General features: G+C 38.8%; 14 protein-coding genes. 6 read left to right on the top strand and 8 right to left on the bottom strand.

Annotation, left to right across the window (positions count from 1 at the left end; genetic code table 11):
* Positions 1–233: 233 nt before the first annotated feature.
* Positions 234–1,460 (bottom strand): IS110 family transposase, encoded by a 1,227-nt coding sequence (locus FNH22_RS15295; RefSeq protein ID WP_143399281.1) that lies wholly within the window; start codon positions 1,458–1,460, stop codon positions 234–236.
* 307 nt (positions 1,461–1,767) lie between these two features.
* Here FNH22_RS15295 and FNH22_RS15290 point away from each other — a divergent pair, with 307 nt between their 5' ends.
* From FNH22_RS15290 to FNH22_RS15265, 6 genes are all read left to right on the top strand, one after another.
* Positions 1,768–3,297 (top strand): GAF domain-containing protein, encoded by a 1,530-nt coding sequence (locus FNH22_RS15290; RefSeq protein WP_143399280.1) that lies wholly within the window; start codon positions 1,768–1,770, stop codon positions 3,295–3,297.
* A 60-nt stretch (positions 3,298–3,357) separates the two neighbouring features.
* Positions 3,358–3,741, top strand: a complete 384-nt coding sequence (locus FNH22_RS15285; protein ID WP_143399279.1) for a hypothetical protein — start codon at positions 3,358–3,360, stop codon at positions 3,739–3,741.
* A 98-nt stretch (positions 3,742–3,839) separates the two neighbouring features.
* Positions 3,840–4,418 carry a carboxymuconolactone decarboxylase family protein gene (locus FNH22_RS15280; protein ID WP_143399278.1) on the top strand — a complete coding sequence of 193 codons (579 nt, stop codon included), beginning with the start codon at positions 3,840–3,842 and terminating at the stop codon, positions 4,416–4,418.
* A gap of 295 nt (positions 4,419–4,713) precedes the next feature.
* Complete coding sequence (gene ubiE / locus FNH22_RS15275) at positions 4,714–5,436, top strand: bifunctional demethylmenaquinone methyltransferase/2-methoxy-6-polyprenyl-1,4-benzoquinol methylase UbiE (RefSeq protein ID WP_143399277.1); 723 nt, start codon at positions 4,714–4,716, stop codon at positions 5,434–5,436.
* Positions 5,385–6,128 (top strand): porin family protein, encoded by a 744-nt coding sequence (locus FNH22_RS15270; protein WP_143399276.1) that lies wholly within the window; start codon positions 5,385–5,387, stop codon positions 6,126–6,128. Before ubiE ends, FNH22_RS15270 begins: the two co-directional genes overlap by 52 nt.
* Positions 6,128–6,883 (top strand): SDR family NAD(P)-dependent oxidoreductase, encoded by a 756-nt coding sequence (locus FNH22_RS15265; RefSeq protein WP_143399275.1) that lies wholly within the window; start codon positions 6,128–6,130, stop codon positions 6,881–6,883. Before FNH22_RS15270 ends, FNH22_RS15265 begins: the two co-directional genes overlap by 1 nt.
* Here FNH22_RS15265 and FNH22_RS15260 read toward each other — a convergent pair.
* The 7 genes from FNH22_RS15260 to FNH22_RS15230 all read right to left on the bottom strand — a co-directional run bounded on the left by FNH22_RS15260 (position 6,875) and on the right by FNH22_RS15230 (position 16,748).
* Positions 6,875–7,522: an alpha/beta hydrolase gene (locus tag FNH22_RS15260; protein WP_143399274.1), complete on the bottom strand. Its 648-nt coding sequence runs from the start codon at positions 7,520–7,522 to the stop codon at positions 6,875–6,877. The genes FNH22_RS15265 and FNH22_RS15260 overlap by 9 nt on opposite strands.
* A gap of 66 nt (positions 7,523–7,588) precedes the next feature.
* The gene (locus FNH22_RS15255) at positions 7,589–8,020 is read right to left on the bottom strand and encodes a hypothetical protein (RefSeq protein WP_143399273.1); all 432 of its coding nucleotides are present in this window, start codon (positions 8,018–8,020) and stop codon (positions 7,589–7,591) included.
* A gap of 19 nt (positions 8,021–8,039) precedes the next feature.
* Entirely contained in the window at positions 8,040–8,939 is a 900-nt protein-coding gene (locus tag FNH22_RS15250) for a hypothetical protein (RefSeq protein WP_143399272.1), read from the bottom strand.
* 91 nt (positions 8,940–9,030) lie between these two features.
* Positions 9,031–12,126: an ATP-binding cassette domain-containing protein gene (locus FNH22_RS15245; protein WP_143399271.1), complete on the bottom strand. Its 3,096-nt coding sequence runs from the start codon at positions 12,124–12,126 to the stop codon at positions 9,031–9,033.
* A gap of 60 nt (positions 12,127–12,186) precedes the next feature.
* The gene (locus FNH22_RS15240) at positions 12,187–12,549 is read right to left on the bottom strand and encodes a DUF1987 domain-containing protein (RefSeq protein WP_143399270.1); all 363 of its coding nucleotides are present in this window, start codon (positions 12,547–12,549) and stop codon (positions 12,187–12,189) included.
* Between the two features lie 37 nt (positions 12,550–12,586).
* The gene (locus FNH22_RS15235; RefSeq protein WP_143399269.1) at positions 12,587–13,117 is read right to left on the bottom strand and encodes a SiaB family protein kinase; all 531 of its coding nucleotides are present in this window, start codon (positions 13,115–13,117) and stop codon (positions 12,587–12,589) included.
* Between the two features lie 97 nt (positions 13,118–13,214).
* On the bottom strand, positions 13,215–16,748 hold the full coding sequence (locus FNH22_RS15230; protein WP_143399268.1) for a PAS domain S-box protein: 3,534 nt from the start codon (positions 16,746–16,748) through the stop codon (positions 13,215–13,217).
* Position 16,749: the final 1 nt, after the last annotated feature.

Genomic DNA, 16,749 nt, shown 5'->3' with positions numbered 1-16,749 from the left:
TGAGTGATCTGTTTTGTAAGTTGGCAAGCGAATTTTTATGGAATGTAATTCGAGAAGAACGTATTCTGATGCTTTTTTTTCTGAAAGTCTATGCTGCTTCATTGAATTAATGAGTTTTTGAAAAACAAGAGTATAATTTTTTCTACGAGCTCTATGGCATCAACTGTTGGTTCTTCACGTCTGTTGTCAGTTTTATTTCCGGGGGAGTCAAACCACCAAAAAAAGCACGACCTTTAGTTATAAGACGTATTTTTGAGACTACTCAATTGCTTTTCTAACCTTTCGATTCTTTTTAATCTTCTTTTCTCCAGAACAGCACAATCTTGTGTATGAGGCTGATAAGGTTCTTGATCTCTCATCACATGATATGCAGCTATGAGTATTTTGTGTGCAATGGCGATGGTAGCTTTTCTCTGTCCTCTTCTGATGGCGATTTTTCGGTGTTTATCGGCCAGTACAGGATTAACTTTTGAGCGACTAGCAGCCCATGCGGCTTCCACCAGCGTGGTTTTCAGATATTTATTACCATTGGTGGTGCGGGAAGAATACTTTTTGCCTGCACTTTCATTGTTTCCAGGACATATTCCAGCCCATGAAGCCAGATTAGCGTGTGATGGAAAGGCTTCCATCTCTACACCGATTTCAGCGATAATACCCGTAGCGATCTGCCTGGATACCCCTGGAATGGACTGTAGCAACTGCATCTGTTCCCTGTACTGCAAGGTGTATTGGTCCATCCGAGCTTCTAATTGAGCTATTTGATCATCGATATGGTTGATGGATTGCAATACAAATTGTAGCATAAACTGGTGATGCTCGGTAAGTTTCCCTGTGAGTGATTTGATGAGTAATGCTTTTTTTCTGCTCAGCGATCCTTTGGCTAAAGCAGCTAGCACTAATGGGTCTGTCTGTCCTTGTGCCATCGATTCTACCATTGCCATACCCGAGACACCAAACACATCACTCACTACACTGGCCAATTTAATATTGGCATCTTCTAATATATTCTGTAACCGATTCTTCTCGGCAGTACGCATACCCATCAGCTTTCTTCTATGACGATGAAGAAAGCGGAGTTCTCTGATGGATTGGTCAGGCACAAAACTGCCTTTGAGTAAACCACTTAACAGCAGCTTGGTAATCCATTCACTATCTTTCTTATCCGTCTTCTGACCGGGAACATTTTTGATATGGCGAGCATTGACCAGCATGATTTCGAAAAATTCTTCCAGAATATGGTAGACAGGTTTCCAATAAACACCCGTACTCTCCATGGCGATATGGGAGATGCCATAGCCTTGAAGCCATCCAACAAGTGAATAAAGATCATCTGTGAATGTGGCAAATGTCTTCGTTTGTGATGGGATATCGGTACCTTTGATCGAAGCAACTACCGTGTCTTTGTGGACATCTAAGCCACATCCACACGATAAAATAATGGGAAGTTCATTAGCAGCCATCTTGAAAGTCGTTAAGTTTTATTGGTACTAAGATACCGTTTGGCTAAAAGCCTCGACTTTCATGGCTGTTGGTGTTCCTTAGTGCATGAACGTTTTATTTATATTGAACCTGCGAAATGAAAAATAAGAGAGTGAAATATATGATTTTAATCATGTATTAAAAGTAAAATTATACACATATATTTGGTATGCCCTGATAATCATGGTATTGGTCCTTTTAGAGGTGGTAGGAACCATTGGTTTAATAAAAGGATCAGGATCAATGCTTAGGTTTCAGTTGGATTAATTTTCTGATTAAAACACATAAATGAAACTCAATCGATCCATTCTGTTTTACTGGAATTTCAGCTTCCTCGTTTTAATTTCTGTTAATGTAATTATTTACCTTTTTAATTATAACGCTACTACCTGGCAAGATGAATTGATCCTGGTAGCGCTGCCTGTTTTACTTCTCTTATATATCCTGGGAAAGAAGCATGTGATTCAGGCCATCATTCAAATCAGACATGGTCTCTCAGATATTGATGGAGATAGTTTTTCAAAAACTGTGGAGATAAAGAAGGTCGAAGAACTCAGAGAAACATCTCAGGCCATTAATTCAATCAAAAGAATTGTTGTCAATGCCACCCACTTTGTCAAGAGTATTGAAGATGGTGACCTTGATGTAAGTTATTCCCAGGAAGAGAACCGTGAGGAACAGGTAACTATTCATGACCCTTTGGAAAATGCCCTTATGAGCATGAGAGCTAAAATGCAGGAAATTGCAGTTAAGGACAAAGAGAGAAATTGGATTTCAGAAGGCCTTACAAGCTTTATCGATCTGTTAAGAGCGGATAATGAGGACCTGAAGAGTTTGAGTAGTAAAATAATCTCCAGTCTGGTAAAATATACCGGAGTCAACCAGGGAGGGTTATTCATAGTAAATAGAGAAGGAGAAGATGAATCACAAAATAATACGTGGATCGAATTAGTTGCCTGCTACGCTTACGATCGAGAAAAATTCCTTAAGAAAAGAATTAACATCGGCGAAGGGATGATTGGGCAAACATTCCTGGAAAAGCAAACGGTACACCTTAAAGCAGTCCCCAGTGATTATGTCAATATTACTTCTGGCCTGGGAGAGGCGCCACCGTCAAACCTGCTTATAGTACCTCTTAAGATGAATGATGAGGTATACGGTCTTATTGAATTAGCTTCTTTTAAAGAACTTCCCGCTTATAAAATCGAGCTGATAGAAAAGTTGTGCGAAAATATTGCATCTACCGTTTCGAATGTTGAGATAAATGACAAGACCAGTAAATTATTAAGAGATTCTCAGCAACAGACGGAAGAACTTCGGGCCCAGGAGGAAGAAATGCGTCAGAATCAGGAAGAAATGCAAGCTACTCAAGAAGCCATTCAGCGAAAACAGCAGGAATTAGAAGTAAGTGAGCAAAGAAGCAAAGCTATTTTTGAAAATTCTAATGATGCTATAGTAGTGAGCGACGAGAATGGTAAGATCAGTTCCTTGAATAGCTCAGCGAAGGAATTATTTAAGATCACCGATTTCGATATGCAAGGAAAGAACCTGCAGGTCCAGCAGTTTGTAAAAAAATTCGACGTAGCAAATCCGGACTTTTTCTTCAAAAAAAGAAGAAGGACCAAAGCTACTAATAGCGAGAATCAGCCAGTCAATGTGGAAGTGTATATGAATAAGGAAGACCTGGGAGGAGTAACGAACTATCTCATTTACATAAGGGACATCTCCAAGGAAATGGAAAAAGAACACCAGATAGCCGAGAACTTAATGTATATGGATGAATTGAAGGCTGAACTACAGGAATTGAAAAAATCTTAGTATTAAACCGAGAAGAATAACCATAAACGTAACATATTATTCAGTAATAAATAGAACACCATGGAAAAGAAAGCTCATATCACTAAAATCGTTGACGATCATATTCTTTATTTCAGATTTTTGAAAGGCAATGCTTTGGAAAACTACCAGGTAGGCCTTCAAGAGTGTAAAGACAATATGGCACTGCCTAACGTGGATGTCATTGTAGTAGTAGTGGAAGATGATAACACAATGTTTAATAAAGAAATGCAGGATATCTGGATCATGACCGGTGACCTGGCTGACCAGAATGGTCTTGTAAAATGGGGTGTAGTTGTGCCTAGTCTCGCCAAAGAAATTACGATCCAATACCTGGTGCAGGGTGGACAGGATGGTGATCGAAACTATGAACATTTTATATCTACAGATGAAGAAGAGGTAATTGCATGGGCAAAGTCAAAATAAAGACATAATGGTATATATCTGGCCTTCTAATTGATTATAGCGTTGAACTGATATATATTTTATTATTAAACTAATGTATAACTTAAATAATCACCCCAATGAAAGAGATCAGTAGTATTGTAGATGATGCTTCGTTGACTCAGGAACTGAATGAGGTTTTTGATAAGATTCGAAAGGCATTAAATGCTCCCTTTACGCCTAACTTTTTTAAAGTTTGGGCGGTATCACCTGTATCTTTGGAAGGTATTTGGCCCGTAATGGATCGTATTCTGACAGATGGAAAGGTTAGCCGGAAATTAAAAGAAATGATTTTTGTAGCGATCTCCTCTCTTAAAGAATGTCACTATTGTGAGGCGGCCCACCATGCATTTTGTTTAAGTATAGGTGTTACACCTGAACAAATTGATTCTTTGATCAAATCGTATACCTGTGAGACTGCAGATGCCAAAGAGAAAATGGCCATTGATTATGCAGTTAAATTGGCAAAGGATTCTAATTCTTCTTCTCAAGAGGACTTTGATGCCTTAAAGCAAGCAGGATATAGTGATGAAGAAGTAATGGAAATAATCGCAATGTCTGGTATGGCAGTTTTTTATAACCACCTGGCAAATGCTACCAAGATAAATATTGATAAAGGATTCTTGGATAAGTTAGCGCAGAGTAAAGAGGTGGCATAAGAAATATCACTTCATAAAAGATTTGTAATACACAGAAAGTATTTCAAATTTATATAATCCTTAAAAGCTCACCTGATCGTTCAGGTGAGCTTTTATAATATGAGAGTATATTATTTTGATAGTTTAACCCGGATTAAAGACCTGAGGTATTTTGTAGTTTGAAATACTATAACTAAAATTCCATTCCATAGTATACTCCAAATAATGGATTAGGATTTTGCCATTGATAGTAAGATATTTGAACCGATCTTAGAACACCGTGCGGAGTTGTGGGTTAAATAGTTAAAAGTATAGCATGACGGTAGTACCTTATAAAGAGCAGAGAGCAACGAAAAAAGAACAGGTTGCCGAGATGTTTAATAACATCAGCGCGAATTATGATTTTCTTAATCACTTTTTAAGTTTAGGGATAGATATACTCTGGAGAAAGAAGGCCGTAAAGCTTTTACGCAAGGATAACCCTAACTATATACTTGATATTGCTACAGGTACCGGTGACTTTGCTATTGAAGCATTAGCCTTAAATCCGGAGAAAGTGATAGGGGTAGATATCTCTGAGGGGATGCTTCAGGTGGGGAGAGAAAAAATGAAACGTAAAAAATTAGATCATGTTATTGATCTGCAACTTGGAGACTCTGAGAAGTTGCTGTTTGACAACAATAAATTCGATGCGGTCATCGTTTCATTTGGAGTTAGGAATTTTGAAAACCTTGAAAAGGGATTAGCTGACATGTACCGGGTGTTAAAACCGGGAGGAAAAACAGTCATTGTTGAATTTTCACGACCGTCAAAGTTTCCTTTCAAAAACATTTACAATTTTTACTTTAAATCAATTTTACCTAAAATTGGTAAAGTAGTCTCAAAAGACCAGGCAGCATATACATACCTGCCGGAATCCGTTCAGGCGTTTCCTGATGGGAATGATTTTTTGAGAGTTTTGGAGAAAGCGGGATTTAACAATACTCAATGCAAGCCACTAACATTTGGGATAAGCTCCATTTACACAGGGGAAAAGTAGTCATAGTACTCTTTCTTCTATTTTCACTTATCACCCGTACTGCTTTCAGCCAACGAAATGTGGATGTTAACAATCCGAACTATGACAACCGATTTCTGAGCTATGGCTTTTTGATAGGGCTTCATACCTCTACGTTTCAGTTAAAATACTCGGATGCATTTCTTTCACGTGACCTGGATAATATCTATTCAATAGATACAAGGTGGGGTCCGGGGTTTTCATTGGGTTTCATCGTTAATATGAAACTGGCTGATTTTCTGGATATAAGAGTATTGCCTAAGATAGCTTTTTATGAACATGAAGTAATATATACCTTCTTAGATCAACCGGAACAATTGACGCAAGCAGTAGAAACTTCTGTGGTTGAACTGCCTTTAGTGTTAAAGTATAAGTCAGAGCGCAGGGGAAATACTCGGATGTATCTCATCGGGGGTGTCAAACCTGGCTTTGAGGCCTCAGGTAAAAATGATTTACAGGGTCAGAGTGAAGATAATCTTCCCATCAATGAGTTTAACCTTTCCGTTGAGTTAGGCTTTGGGTTAGATGTTTATTATCCACTATTCAAATTTTCTCCGGAATTACGTTTCTCTAAAGGTGTGAGTAATATGTTAGGCGATAAAATAAACCCACTCAGTGCAGGGATTGATCGCTTAAATACGAATACAGTAACTTTGTACTTACTTTTTCAATAATGGATCGCATTGCATTAATTACAGGAGCCACATCAGGAATCGGTTTGGCTACAGCGCGTCTTTTTTCTAAAAAGGGTTACAATATTATCATTTGCGGTCGGCGTCAAGACAGGCTGGATGAACTAAAAAGAGAACTTTCGGCCCATACTAAAGTAGGTTTATTGTCATTCGATGTAAGGAGCAGAAACGAGGTCAATGAGGCCATAGGTTCTTTAGATTCTGAGTGGGAGGGCATTGATGTACTTGTGAATAACGCCGGAAATGCCCATGGCCTGTCTTCTTTTGAAGATGGGGATCTTGATGATTGGGATGCCATGATGGACATTAATGTTAAGGGATTGCTTTATGTATCAAAGGCTGTCATTCCCGGAATGGTGGTGCGTAAATCAGGGCATGTAGTGAACATTGGCTCTATAGCAGGCAAAGAAGTTTACGCTAATGGTAATGTGTACTGTGCTTCCAAATTTGCTGTAGATGCACTGAACCAGGGGATGAGACTTGACCTTAATAAATATGGTATAAAAGTATCAGCAGTTAATCCAGGTCTGGTAGAAACGGAATTTTCAGAAGTACGTTTCAAAGGAGATAGGGAAAGAGCTGCCAATGTGTATAAAGGTTTTAATGCATTGCAAGCCGACGACATCGCTGATGTTATACATTTTATTGTTAGCAGACCGGCACATGTGAATATTTCAGATTTATTGGTACTTCCTACTGCCCAGGCCAGCGCTACCACTGTTAATAGATCAATGTAGATCAAAGACGCTGGGAAATATTTCCGGTGCAATCTCATGTGCTCCATTGAACGTAAGCACATCAGGTTGAATGTTTAATTGTTGAGAAATTTTATGCATCTCTTCCAGTTTGTCAGCGGTGAGAAGCGGATCTTTTTCCCCGTAGACATATTTTACCACTTTATTCTTCAACTTTTGAGAAGCAAAGTCAATGTTCATGTCAGGAGGAAAAATGCCAGCCCATAGTACCAGGCTATCAAATCGGATAGGTGAGGAAGTGACCCAGCGAGAAGCAGTTGCCGCACCTTGTGAAAAACCAACAATTATAATATTGACATTATCATGAAGGGCCGCCTCATATTTTAGGAAAAGGGCGTCGAGATAACTAAGGTAGTTATCTATGTCCCGTAAGCGATCTTCTTTCGTCATCCAGGTAGCGCCTACACGACCTGAATATCCTTCCAGGTAGTACCTGGAGAGCCCCTCAGGAGCGATAATGCAGTTTGTGCCATTGTCAAGTGAAGAGAATTTCCGTATGAAATATTTACTTAGTTGACCATGACCATGAAACACGAAAAAAATATTTTTCGTCGTTTTATTCAGCTCACCAAGTTGAAAATAACGAGCAGTAAATCCAAAATTGAGACTGTGTTGTTTCATTTTGGGAAAAATAAAAGCAGGCTCTGTGAGAAAAGCCTGCTTAACAAAAAATAATTTTTTTTTAGTTTATCTCTTAAACCCTAAGGCACTACCTCCACAAAATTGGTTCGATTCATCGAAGGTGTATTGTATGTAATATATGCCTGTAGTATTACAAGGGTAAGCAATTGCCGAAATATACTGGTCGTTGATTTTACTGCTTACCAGCTTATTCCTGTTGCTGTCATACAAACTAATAACGATGCCATCTGTAGTTTCACCCGTAGCACATACATTGATCATATATTGCGTCCCTTTTGTGAATACATATGAGTACTCTACTTTGGTCTTAGCGCCTCCCTGGCCATCTATTTTGTAGCTTTTGAGAAAATTAAACCCCGATGCTAACTTGGGTATACAACCTGACGTGAACGGTTCAGGATTACACTGTGCTTGAGTAGTATTAGCGAACATTACCAACATACTTACTATTAATACTGAATGTAGTAAACTCTTCATATGATGTATAAATTTCTCCTTAGCTAATGATTTTGTTTCTAATTGATCCGATCAGATTTTTAATATTATTAATATTTTCATCTGTAATCTTCACTTCACTGGTACTATTGTCCTTAATTACCATCACACCATCAATGACTTCAAACGTCGACTCCTTATAGGTTGTAACGATCTCTATCGACTCGTATTCTTTTTGGAGTTCCTGTATATCTGACAAAAGTGATGCCATATTTTGATCTACTTCCTGATAGAAAGATAATAGTAATACAATATTCTCCAGGATGATCTTTTGAGAACCTATGGTTTCCTGCAATTCCTTATTTCCAGGGGAAAGTGCTGATACCTGACAGGTAATGTGCATGGCCTCAAGCCAACCACCTGTTAGTAGTAGTACGCTGAGGTTTGCTCTGCTTTGTTCTTGAAGGTAATGATTGATATTATTAAAATTCTGAGTAGTGATCAAGAGCAGAGAATCCAGGTTTGCACTGTTGGTAGCCAGGCGACCTATGGTTTCGATATCAAAGAATTGGCCGATGTTAAGTCCGTCTGCGAGCTCTTTGATGCTACCCATATAGTCCAGGCCGTCTTGATTTTGTTCATAGATATTGGTGTAGCCAAGATCGGTTCCATAAATACCCAGATTAAGCGCCTTGCGATAGTTACTGTTATACTTAGATAAGTTATCAGGACTGTTTAACAAAGCCTTATTATACTTTGTCCCGGATTCCTTTAGCAAAACGGATATCTCCAGAGGAGAAGGTATTTGCTGAAGGACACTGCTGATCACTTCTTCTGAAATTGCCGGCCCTTCGACGGCCGTTGAATCAAGAGCTTCGAGGAAGGCTTGCTCATCAGGTTTATTCCCTGAACTACAGGCACCAGCAAAAACAATTAACGATCCAAAAATTAGTTTCCTCATTTTAAAAAATATTGATGACCTTAACAAAAATATGAATTCGTAAATGTATTACAAATATAAATCTTTGTAATACGTGTTTGTCTTTTGTCTATTATGAGTTGGATTTTCCGCCGAATTTAATTTTTCCAAGTGCAAATAACCCATTTTTTAATAACTCATAATATAATGCAACATATAACATAATGGTCATCAACCAGATAATCAGAATGTTAAAATAAAATGTATCAAACCAGTAGCCTAAAAAATGTTTTTGTGGAGCGAAGAAATGTGCCCTATAATCCAGCGCGTGTGTTGGCTCAGGGTCATCGAAAATAGAGTTAAATTGTTGTACAAGCCTTCCTTCAAATTCTATAATCCGATCGGTTTCCGATATATTCTTCACCAGGTCCGCTAAACTTTCATTAAAGTACCTGTTCTTATATTCATTTAAGTCGTAATCGTAATCTTTACTACTTTGGAAAAAAACAATCATCTTGTCTTTTTTAGCCACTGCTTCATTATAGCTTTTTTGGAAGGACTTCTTGGCGTTGATCAGATAAGCTTCAAGAGCTTTATCCATAGTTTCGTTATATGTGGTGGCTGACAGTTTTTTAAGATCTATGTCATCTAATCCTTCTGTAAGCATTGTCCTTTTCAGCTCATTTTTTATGAGGTTTAGGTCTTTGTCCACCAATCTAAGGATAGAGTCATTATCACTTTTATAATTATCACTGATATACTGCCTCTTTTTCTTTAATTCTTCTATCCAATAGGCAGAATTGAAGTCTGCCTGTGCTTCTTGCTTTTCCAGGTTGTAGTAGGGGGCTTCGAAAGTGTTATATCTGAATTGATGTACTGCCATGGCTTCATATGCCCATCGAGAGGCCATTATATCAGCTACTAAAGGTACTTTTCCCTTGGTACTTAAAAGGTTATTGAGCTTGTCAAAATTAAAAAGCAAACCACTTAAAATCATTTGTGGAATAAGAAGCAACGGGATCATTACATAAACGGTCACCGCACTTTTAAAAGCACTTGAAATATTAAGCCCTAGTACATTTGAAAAGCATGAACTTGTGAAGAGTACGAGCCAAAAAGCAAAGGTCATACCTCTTATTTCCAGTATTAAATGTCCTATTATGACAAAGGTAATGGTCTGAATGGCAGACATCAGAAAAAGAATAAAGAGCTTTGAGATGAGGTATGAATTCCAACTCAGGTTCAGGAATGACTCCCTTTTTAAAATTTTTCTGTCCCGTATTATTTCTTCTGCACTTACGGTTAACCCCATAAATAGAGCTACAATAATACTCATCAGCATAAAGGCAGGTATATTTTCGTTAAAGCGGAAAATATACTCATCACCATATGGTGAACTTTTATAGCGAATAATAAATGCCAGAATAATAGCCAGAAGCGGTGCTTCCAGCAGATTTATTAATAAATACTGGCGGTTACTTATCTTGCTCAATAAGTCGCGCGTAGTAAAAATTACGGACTGCTTGAGCCTGTTGGGAATATTAAGTGAGTGTGGAGGCTCTTCATTTACATCCTCTACATTTTCTATAACGAAATTGGTTTTGAAACTTTCATTCCAACCTTTAGGGTTAACCTTCCTTTTGTTCGTTAACTGACCATACTCATCAACTACTTTGGCTTCAATGATATTAAAAATCTGCTCAGGGTTTACATTACCGCATGTTTCACATTGGCCACGTTCGCTGTCCACCTGATTAGTAGCTCGTTTAAAGTAGGTGACGGCCTCTACGGGATTTCCGTAAAAAACAGGATAACCACCAGTGTCCATCATGTACATTTTGTCAAACATTTTATAGATGTCTGAAGACGGTTGATGGATTACCACAAATATGAGTTTACCTTTTAAGGATAACTCTTTTAAAAGGTCAATCACATTTTCCGAGTCTCTGGAAGATAGTCCTGATGTAGGTTCATCCACAAACATCACCGCAGGCTCTCGAATTAATTCTAATGCAATATTCAACCTTTTCCGCTGCCCGCCACTAATGGTTTTATCCAGGACACTTCCTACTCTGAGATCCTTGCGTTGTTCCAAACCAAGACTCTCCAATACTGTCATTACGCGTTTGTCGAGCTCTTCATTAGAATAGCCGGCAAAACATAATTTAGCATTATAATATAAGTTCTCGTATACCGTGAGTTCTTCTATCAAAAGATCATCCTGGGAAACATAACCAATGACCCCATGGATATTATCCTTCTGAGTGTTGATATCAAAACCATTGATCTTAATATCTCCAATGGATGGTTGCTCAATACCCGCCAGTACATTGAGCAAAGTAGTTTTTCCCGCTCCGCTGGCCCCCATTATACCAATTAGCTTTCCCGGACCTTCAGAAATCTTAACGCCTCTCAACCCAAGCCCCCCGTTAGGGAAACGAAACTCTTCTATATCAGCGTTGAATGAAAGTTTTGTGGTGCGAAGTTCCTCACTAAAGGAACTGATAAGATCACTGTAATATATGGCGGCGCCAAGTGGCGTTTTAATAGTACTACCGTGGGAAAACAAGTAAATACGGTTGGTGAGCATTATGAATCCATTGAGAACAATTTCATCTTCACCCAGGTACTTTGTAAAGTACATGTCTACACTGTTAACCCTTAGAAAAACAATGTTGCCACGAATTTCACTTTGATAGTGCTTTGCGTTTTCAACAGAGGTTTCCTTTGGATCACCGGAAGCGTTTACCAATAATATGTCACCAAAGTTCAGATTTTTGACATCATCTTGAATAGCGAAACTTTCGATCAGTTCATATTCGTCCTTTACAATGTTAAATACCGTACTTATGGTATTTATGATCTCCATTCGCTGAGATGTGAAATTCTTATCAGAACCCACCAATTCCAGGATTTTGATCAGTACTACTACTTTTTGTTTTTGAGTAAGGGTCTTATTGATCTTTTTGCAAAGACCTAAAGTTTTAACTGAGTCCCTTACAGAGGTTAGTTTACTATTCCTTTTAGGTTTTTCCGTTTCTTCTCCCTCATCACTGGCGTAACCGGAAAACTTGTCATAAAGCTCCAGGTATTCGCTCACCGATTCCTGGTCCAGTTCCTGTTTGAAGAAACTGATAACAAATTTTCTCTCCTTTTCGGTAACACCGCCATCCTGTTTGGTGATGATGGCAAAAAGTTGAGTTAACGCTTTAAGGATTTCCTCACTCATGTATTAGCGGGTGCTCTGTAAAGAGCGTTGTTCAGTTCAAAAAATCTGGTAAAACCAGCTTTAATATGTTTTGAATTCGAAGGGGATCTCAACCAACTCCGAAAATTCTTCACCAGCTTCTTCCATATCTTCATCATCTTCATGAAAGTACCACATGATAGACATACCATCGATATCTTCTAATGCAGATAAAACATCTAAAATTAGTTTTGATGAAGCAGTATTGAAGTATTCCAGTTTAAAGGTAAATTCAGTTGAAGGGTTAGGAGAATTAGAATACTCTGATATCCAATCCAATACAGGCTGATAAAACTCTGCAGAATCTTCTGGTAAGGACCTTCCGGAAATCTCAAAGATTCCATTACCCTGATCAAGAATGATTTTTGGGGTATCCTCTGTTCCTTCTAAATTTAATATTTCCATTTGAATGTTGTTTAAAAAATCTAAGCCGTTGTAGTAGTTAGACCCTTGAAATAGATGATTTAAGGCAGAAAAAAGAAGTTTTGTCGTCAATGGGAGAAAACTCGTACTCCAATGCATTGCCGGATTTACGAGCCATATCTACAAAACCAAGACCAGCTCCGCCTTTGTCTGATATTTCAGTATTTTTTATAATGTCTTTGTAAAGAGTTTTTAATCCATCCCTGTCAAGACTATTGATCTGATCAAGCTTTTCTTTAAGATCATCGATACCCGCTTTTTCAATTGAATTGCCCGATACCACAAGATATTCATCTTCCTGCTTGCCTACCATGAAAATGGCAGAGTGATTGTTCTGAACGTCGTTCGCATGTTTAACAATGTTTTGAAGACATTCAACCATAACGTTGAATACCTTTCTTTTGATGCTAGACTCTTCACCAGATGAATCCATGTTTCTTTCAGCCATTGCCAATACAGACTTGGTTATTTCCTGTGTGAATTCGCCCTCGTAAACCAATATTAGATGGTTGTCCAACATGGTTTTGTGCAAATCGAAAATATACTTCATAAGGTCTTATTTAATTTATTCGTAATTCCTTGAGTTCTTTGATGATAAATGAAGGATTTCGCTTGATTCCTCCAAAATACGCATTTAATCAATATGTCTAAAATTTTATACCTATTAATAAAACATCGTCAGTTTGTTTTTCTTCACCTTTCCAATTTTCCCACTCTTTATCGAAGATCTTGTAAGCTTGCTTCATTGTTTTTTGATGTATCTTGGTAATTAATTCTCGTGTTCGTTTTGGTCCGAATTTTCTGTTCTCAGGGCCCCCGAATTGATCAGGGAAGCCATCAGAGCAGAAATAAATAGAATCACCCTTTTCCAGACTGATCGTACTATTAGTGAAGTTGGTCTGGTTTTTATATATCCCTCCGCCTATGGCAAACTTATTACCCTTTATTTCTTCCATCTCACCTTTTTTCATGATGTACAAGGGCCTATGTGCACCTGCATATTCGACTTTCCGATTTTTGGTATTGATCTTACAAAGAGCAATGTCCATACCATCCTTCGTTTTCGAATCATCCTGATCTTGTCGTAGCGTAGAGGTCACTCCTTCATCCAGCTGATCTAGGATCAGTCCCGGGTCAGATACTTTTCTACTACGTACGATGTCATTGAGTAGAAAATATCCAATCAATGATAACAACGCTCCGGGAACACCGTGTCCGGTACAATCTACTGCAGCCATATAGATATCTTCCCCCATTTGGACATACCATGGAAAATCACCGCTCACCACGTCTTTGGGTTTATACAAGATAAATGAATCTGGTAATATACGATTGATGACAGTATTATTGGGCAGTATAGCATTTTGAATACGCTTTGCATAATTAATACTATCTGCGATCTTTTTGTTTTTATTTTGTATCTCTAATTCGATCACCTTACGGTCGGTAATGTCATGAGATACGACTAAAACAGATTCTAACAGCTCATTTTCATCGAATTCCGGGATGGCATTCACCTGCATGATCCTATCCCCCATTTCAGAAGGAAAATCCATTTCCGTGGCCACCTTGTCATTCGTAGAATTGACCTCTTCCACTATTTCAAGCCATTTGTCTAACACGGCTGAGTTGAGGTCCAGTTCATCAAACTTGTGGTGCAGGTAATTATCCGGAGCTTGCCCGGTATATTCTTCTATGACCGGATTAATATAAGAAATGGCTTCTTTTTCCAATCGAGTGATCAAATCAGGAGAGTTTTCAGAGAGTGCCTGCATTTTACTCCTCATACGTTGCTCTTGTTCAGCACGTCGGCGTTGAGTAATATCCTGTGAGTTGACAATCATACCATGGATGGCAGGGTTTGACATGAAATTAGTACCTGTAGATTCAATCCAGATGTAAGTGCCTTCTTTCGTTTTATACTCGTATTGAATAGTTACCTGCTCTTCAGGATAATCTATTAAATGCTTGAACATGTTTTTAAATGCATCTTTGAACTCATCGCCAACTTTGTCCACATCACTTACCCCCATCATCTCTTTTTGAGTATACCCCATAATAGGTTCTACAGATGGACTAATATATCGTATGGTTTCATCTTCTTCATAGATCGTGATCACCTCAGAAGCATTTTCCAGCAGAAGCTGCATTCTTTTTTGGGTTCTGTTAACCTCTTCAATCTGTTCTTCGAGCTTAGCGTTTGATTTTTGCAATTCCTCTTGAGTGGCTTGCATTTCCTCTGCATTTTGGCGTAAGATCTCCTGCTTTTCCTGGAGCTCGGAACTCATCGCTTGTGATTCAGCCAGCAGTTTACGTGTACGTTCATTGATTTTTATATTGAATACCGTTCTTGCCAGTATAACACTGAGCTCTTCCACGAATTTGACGTTGCTGCTATCAAATTTGATGAAACCGGCAAATTCCAGTACACCATATACTTTTTCTTCCGCTATAAGCGGTACGATAAGGATAGCGCTTGGCTTTTGATCACCCAATATACCTGAAGTGATAGATACATAGTCATCAGGGATCTCCGTTCTTAAAACGGTGTCCATTTCTGCCGCTGCCTGACCTACCAGCCCCTCGGCAAACTTGAAATTCGCTTTAAGGTGCTTCTTTCGGTTATAAGCAAAGCTAGATTTCATCTCCAGGTAATTTTCATCATCGTCATCATCATTGACGACATAAAATGCCCCTTGAACGGCATTTATTTTACCTATTATATATTGAATGACTTCGTCCCCTAGTTGTTCAAGTTCATCATGGGCACGAAGTATCTCGCCAATTTCTGCTACACCTGTCACGATCCAGGTACGTTCTTTATCCTTTTTTTCGCCTTCAATCAGGTTGTCCCTCATACCTACAAGCGCATTCCCCAATGCATCGTCATTACTAATAGGCTTAAAATTGGCGTCGAAGTTGCCTTCGCCGATCTGCTGTGCAAAACGAGCGGTTTTTTTGAGTGTTTGTACCAGATAATTAACACTTTGTGCCATCAGGCCAATTTCATCTTTAGATTTTTGAGTTACATTTTCAGGTAGTACTCCGTTTCCTACCAGCTCCAATGTGGTCTTTAATGAATTTAGTGGATTGGTTACGTGACGTGAAAAAAGTAATGAACCAAGCACGGCCAATACCAATAACATGGCTCCGGCTATGAGGTATTGCATACTTAATGTATTGATCTCCCTTGAGATTTCGTAGTCGTCAATTTTGGTTAAAATGCCCCAGTTCACGGTTGGTATTTGAGACCAGGCTGCCTGTACCCGTTGATTTCTGTAATCAGTACCCATACCTGAGCCAGCTTCTTCCATGATACTTTTAGCCGCTAGTGAAACTTCTGCTTCGCCGAGGTCTTTCCAAAAGAGCGTACTACTTTCACGGTTTCTTAAAGGATTTAAAAAGCTAACCTTTTTACTGGAGGGATCCAGCTTGGACAAGATTACCTCTCCGGTAGCGCCCAGTCCAACAGTATCTTCCACCATATCGTAAATCTGCGCCACGTCAATTCGAACAAGAAATAAAGGGCTTTGGGTATCATCTTTCGAAATAGGAAGACCCGCGTACATAAAGTACTTGTCTTCAACCTTGACAATTTGACTGAAATGCAGTCCTTTTTTTACCTCAGTGATCGTTTGTCCTGTTGGGTCTGTAAAATTATCTCCGCTTTTTATGCTACTATTGGTGCTATGTGTGATCTTTCCATTAGGTTCTGTAATAAGTATATCTGCATATCCCTGTGCGGCTTTTATATCACTCAGAAACCCATTGACATCGTAACTGACCTCTGGTTCTGCAGGAACAGTATCGAAACCGGGATCTTCTCCGGAGTTACTTTGATCCTCGGCAACAAAGGAGTCGTCGCCTACGGCAAAGGGGTCGTCTGTGGGGGCAGAAAAGAAGTTCAATGAGGCGGTCTGAGTTTGCGGTTGAGATTTTGCTCCATCTTTTATGGTTTTAGTTTTAATGACAAATTCAAGGTTAGCCTTGATCTGACCAAAGTACCTATCCAGCCTGTCTGCGTTGTGATTTGTCAAAACGATCAGGCTTTCATCATACCTTTCACGTATAGCCTGTTTGCTCAGTGTGAAAGATATATAGCTGATGGCTATGAGCGTCATAACCACCATGATGAGAACAAGGCCTGTTATTTTTGTGCTTATTTTCAATCTTCTGAACATG

The sequence above is a fragment of the Fulvivirga sp. M361 genome (assembly GCF_007097395.1).
GTDB lineage: Bacteria > Bacteroidota > Bacteroidia > Cytophagales > Cyclobacteriaceae > Fulvivirga.
This window is presented reverse-complemented; position numbering and strand designations above follow the sequence as displayed.

Coding starts and splice junctions, on each gene's coding strand:
- FNH22_RS15290 (WP_143399280.1), top strand. CDS start 1,768: ATGAAACTCAATCGATCCATTCTGTTTTACTGGAATTTCAGCTTCCTC.
- FNH22_RS15265 (WP_143399275.1), top strand. CDS start 6,128: ATGGATCGCATTGCATTAATTACAGGAGCCACATCAGGAATCGGTTTG.
- FNH22_RS15240 (WP_143399270.1), bottom strand. CDS start 12,549: ATGGAAATATTAAATTTAGAAGGAACAGAGGATACCCCAAAAATCATT.
- FNH22_RS15280 (WP_143399278.1), top strand. CDS start 3,840: ATGAAAGAGATCAGTAGTATTGTAGATGATGCTTCGTTGACTCAGGAA.
- FNH22_RS15230 (WP_143399268.1), bottom strand. CDS start 16,748: ATGTTCAGAAGATTGAAAATAAGCACAAAAATAACAGGCCTTGTTCTC.
- ubiE (WP_143399277.1), top strand. CDS start 4,714: ATGACGGTAGTACCTTATAAAGAGCAGAGAGCAACGAAAAAAGAACAG.
- FNH22_RS15235 (WP_143399269.1), bottom strand. CDS start 13,117: ATGAAGTATATTTTCGATTTGCACAAAACCATGTTGGACAACCATCTA.
- FNH22_RS15245 (WP_143399271.1), bottom strand. CDS start 12,126: ATGAGTGAGGAAATCCTTAAAGCGTTAACTCAACTTTTTGCCATCATC.
- FNH22_RS15260 (WP_143399274.1), bottom strand. CDS start 7,522: ATGAAACAACACAGTCTCAATTTTGGATTTACTGCTCGTTATTTTCAA.
- FNH22_RS15255 (WP_143399273.1), bottom strand. CDS start 8,020: ATGAAGAGTTTACTACATTCAGTATTAATAGTAAGTATGTTGGTAATG.
- FNH22_RS15295 (WP_143399281.1), bottom strand. CDS start 1,460: ATGGCTGCTAATGAACTTCCCATTATTTTATCGTGTGGATGTGGCTTA.
- FNH22_RS15270 (WP_143399276.1), top strand. CDS start 5,385: ATGCAAGCCACTAACATTTGGGATAAGCTCCATTTACACAGGGGAAAA.
- FNH22_RS15285 (WP_143399279.1), top strand. CDS start 3,358: ATGGAAAAGAAAGCTCATATCACTAAAATCGTTGACGATCATATTCTT.
- FNH22_RS15250 (WP_143399272.1), bottom strand. CDS start 8,939: ATGAGGAAACTAATTTTTGGATCGTTAATTGTTTTTGCTGGTGCCTGT.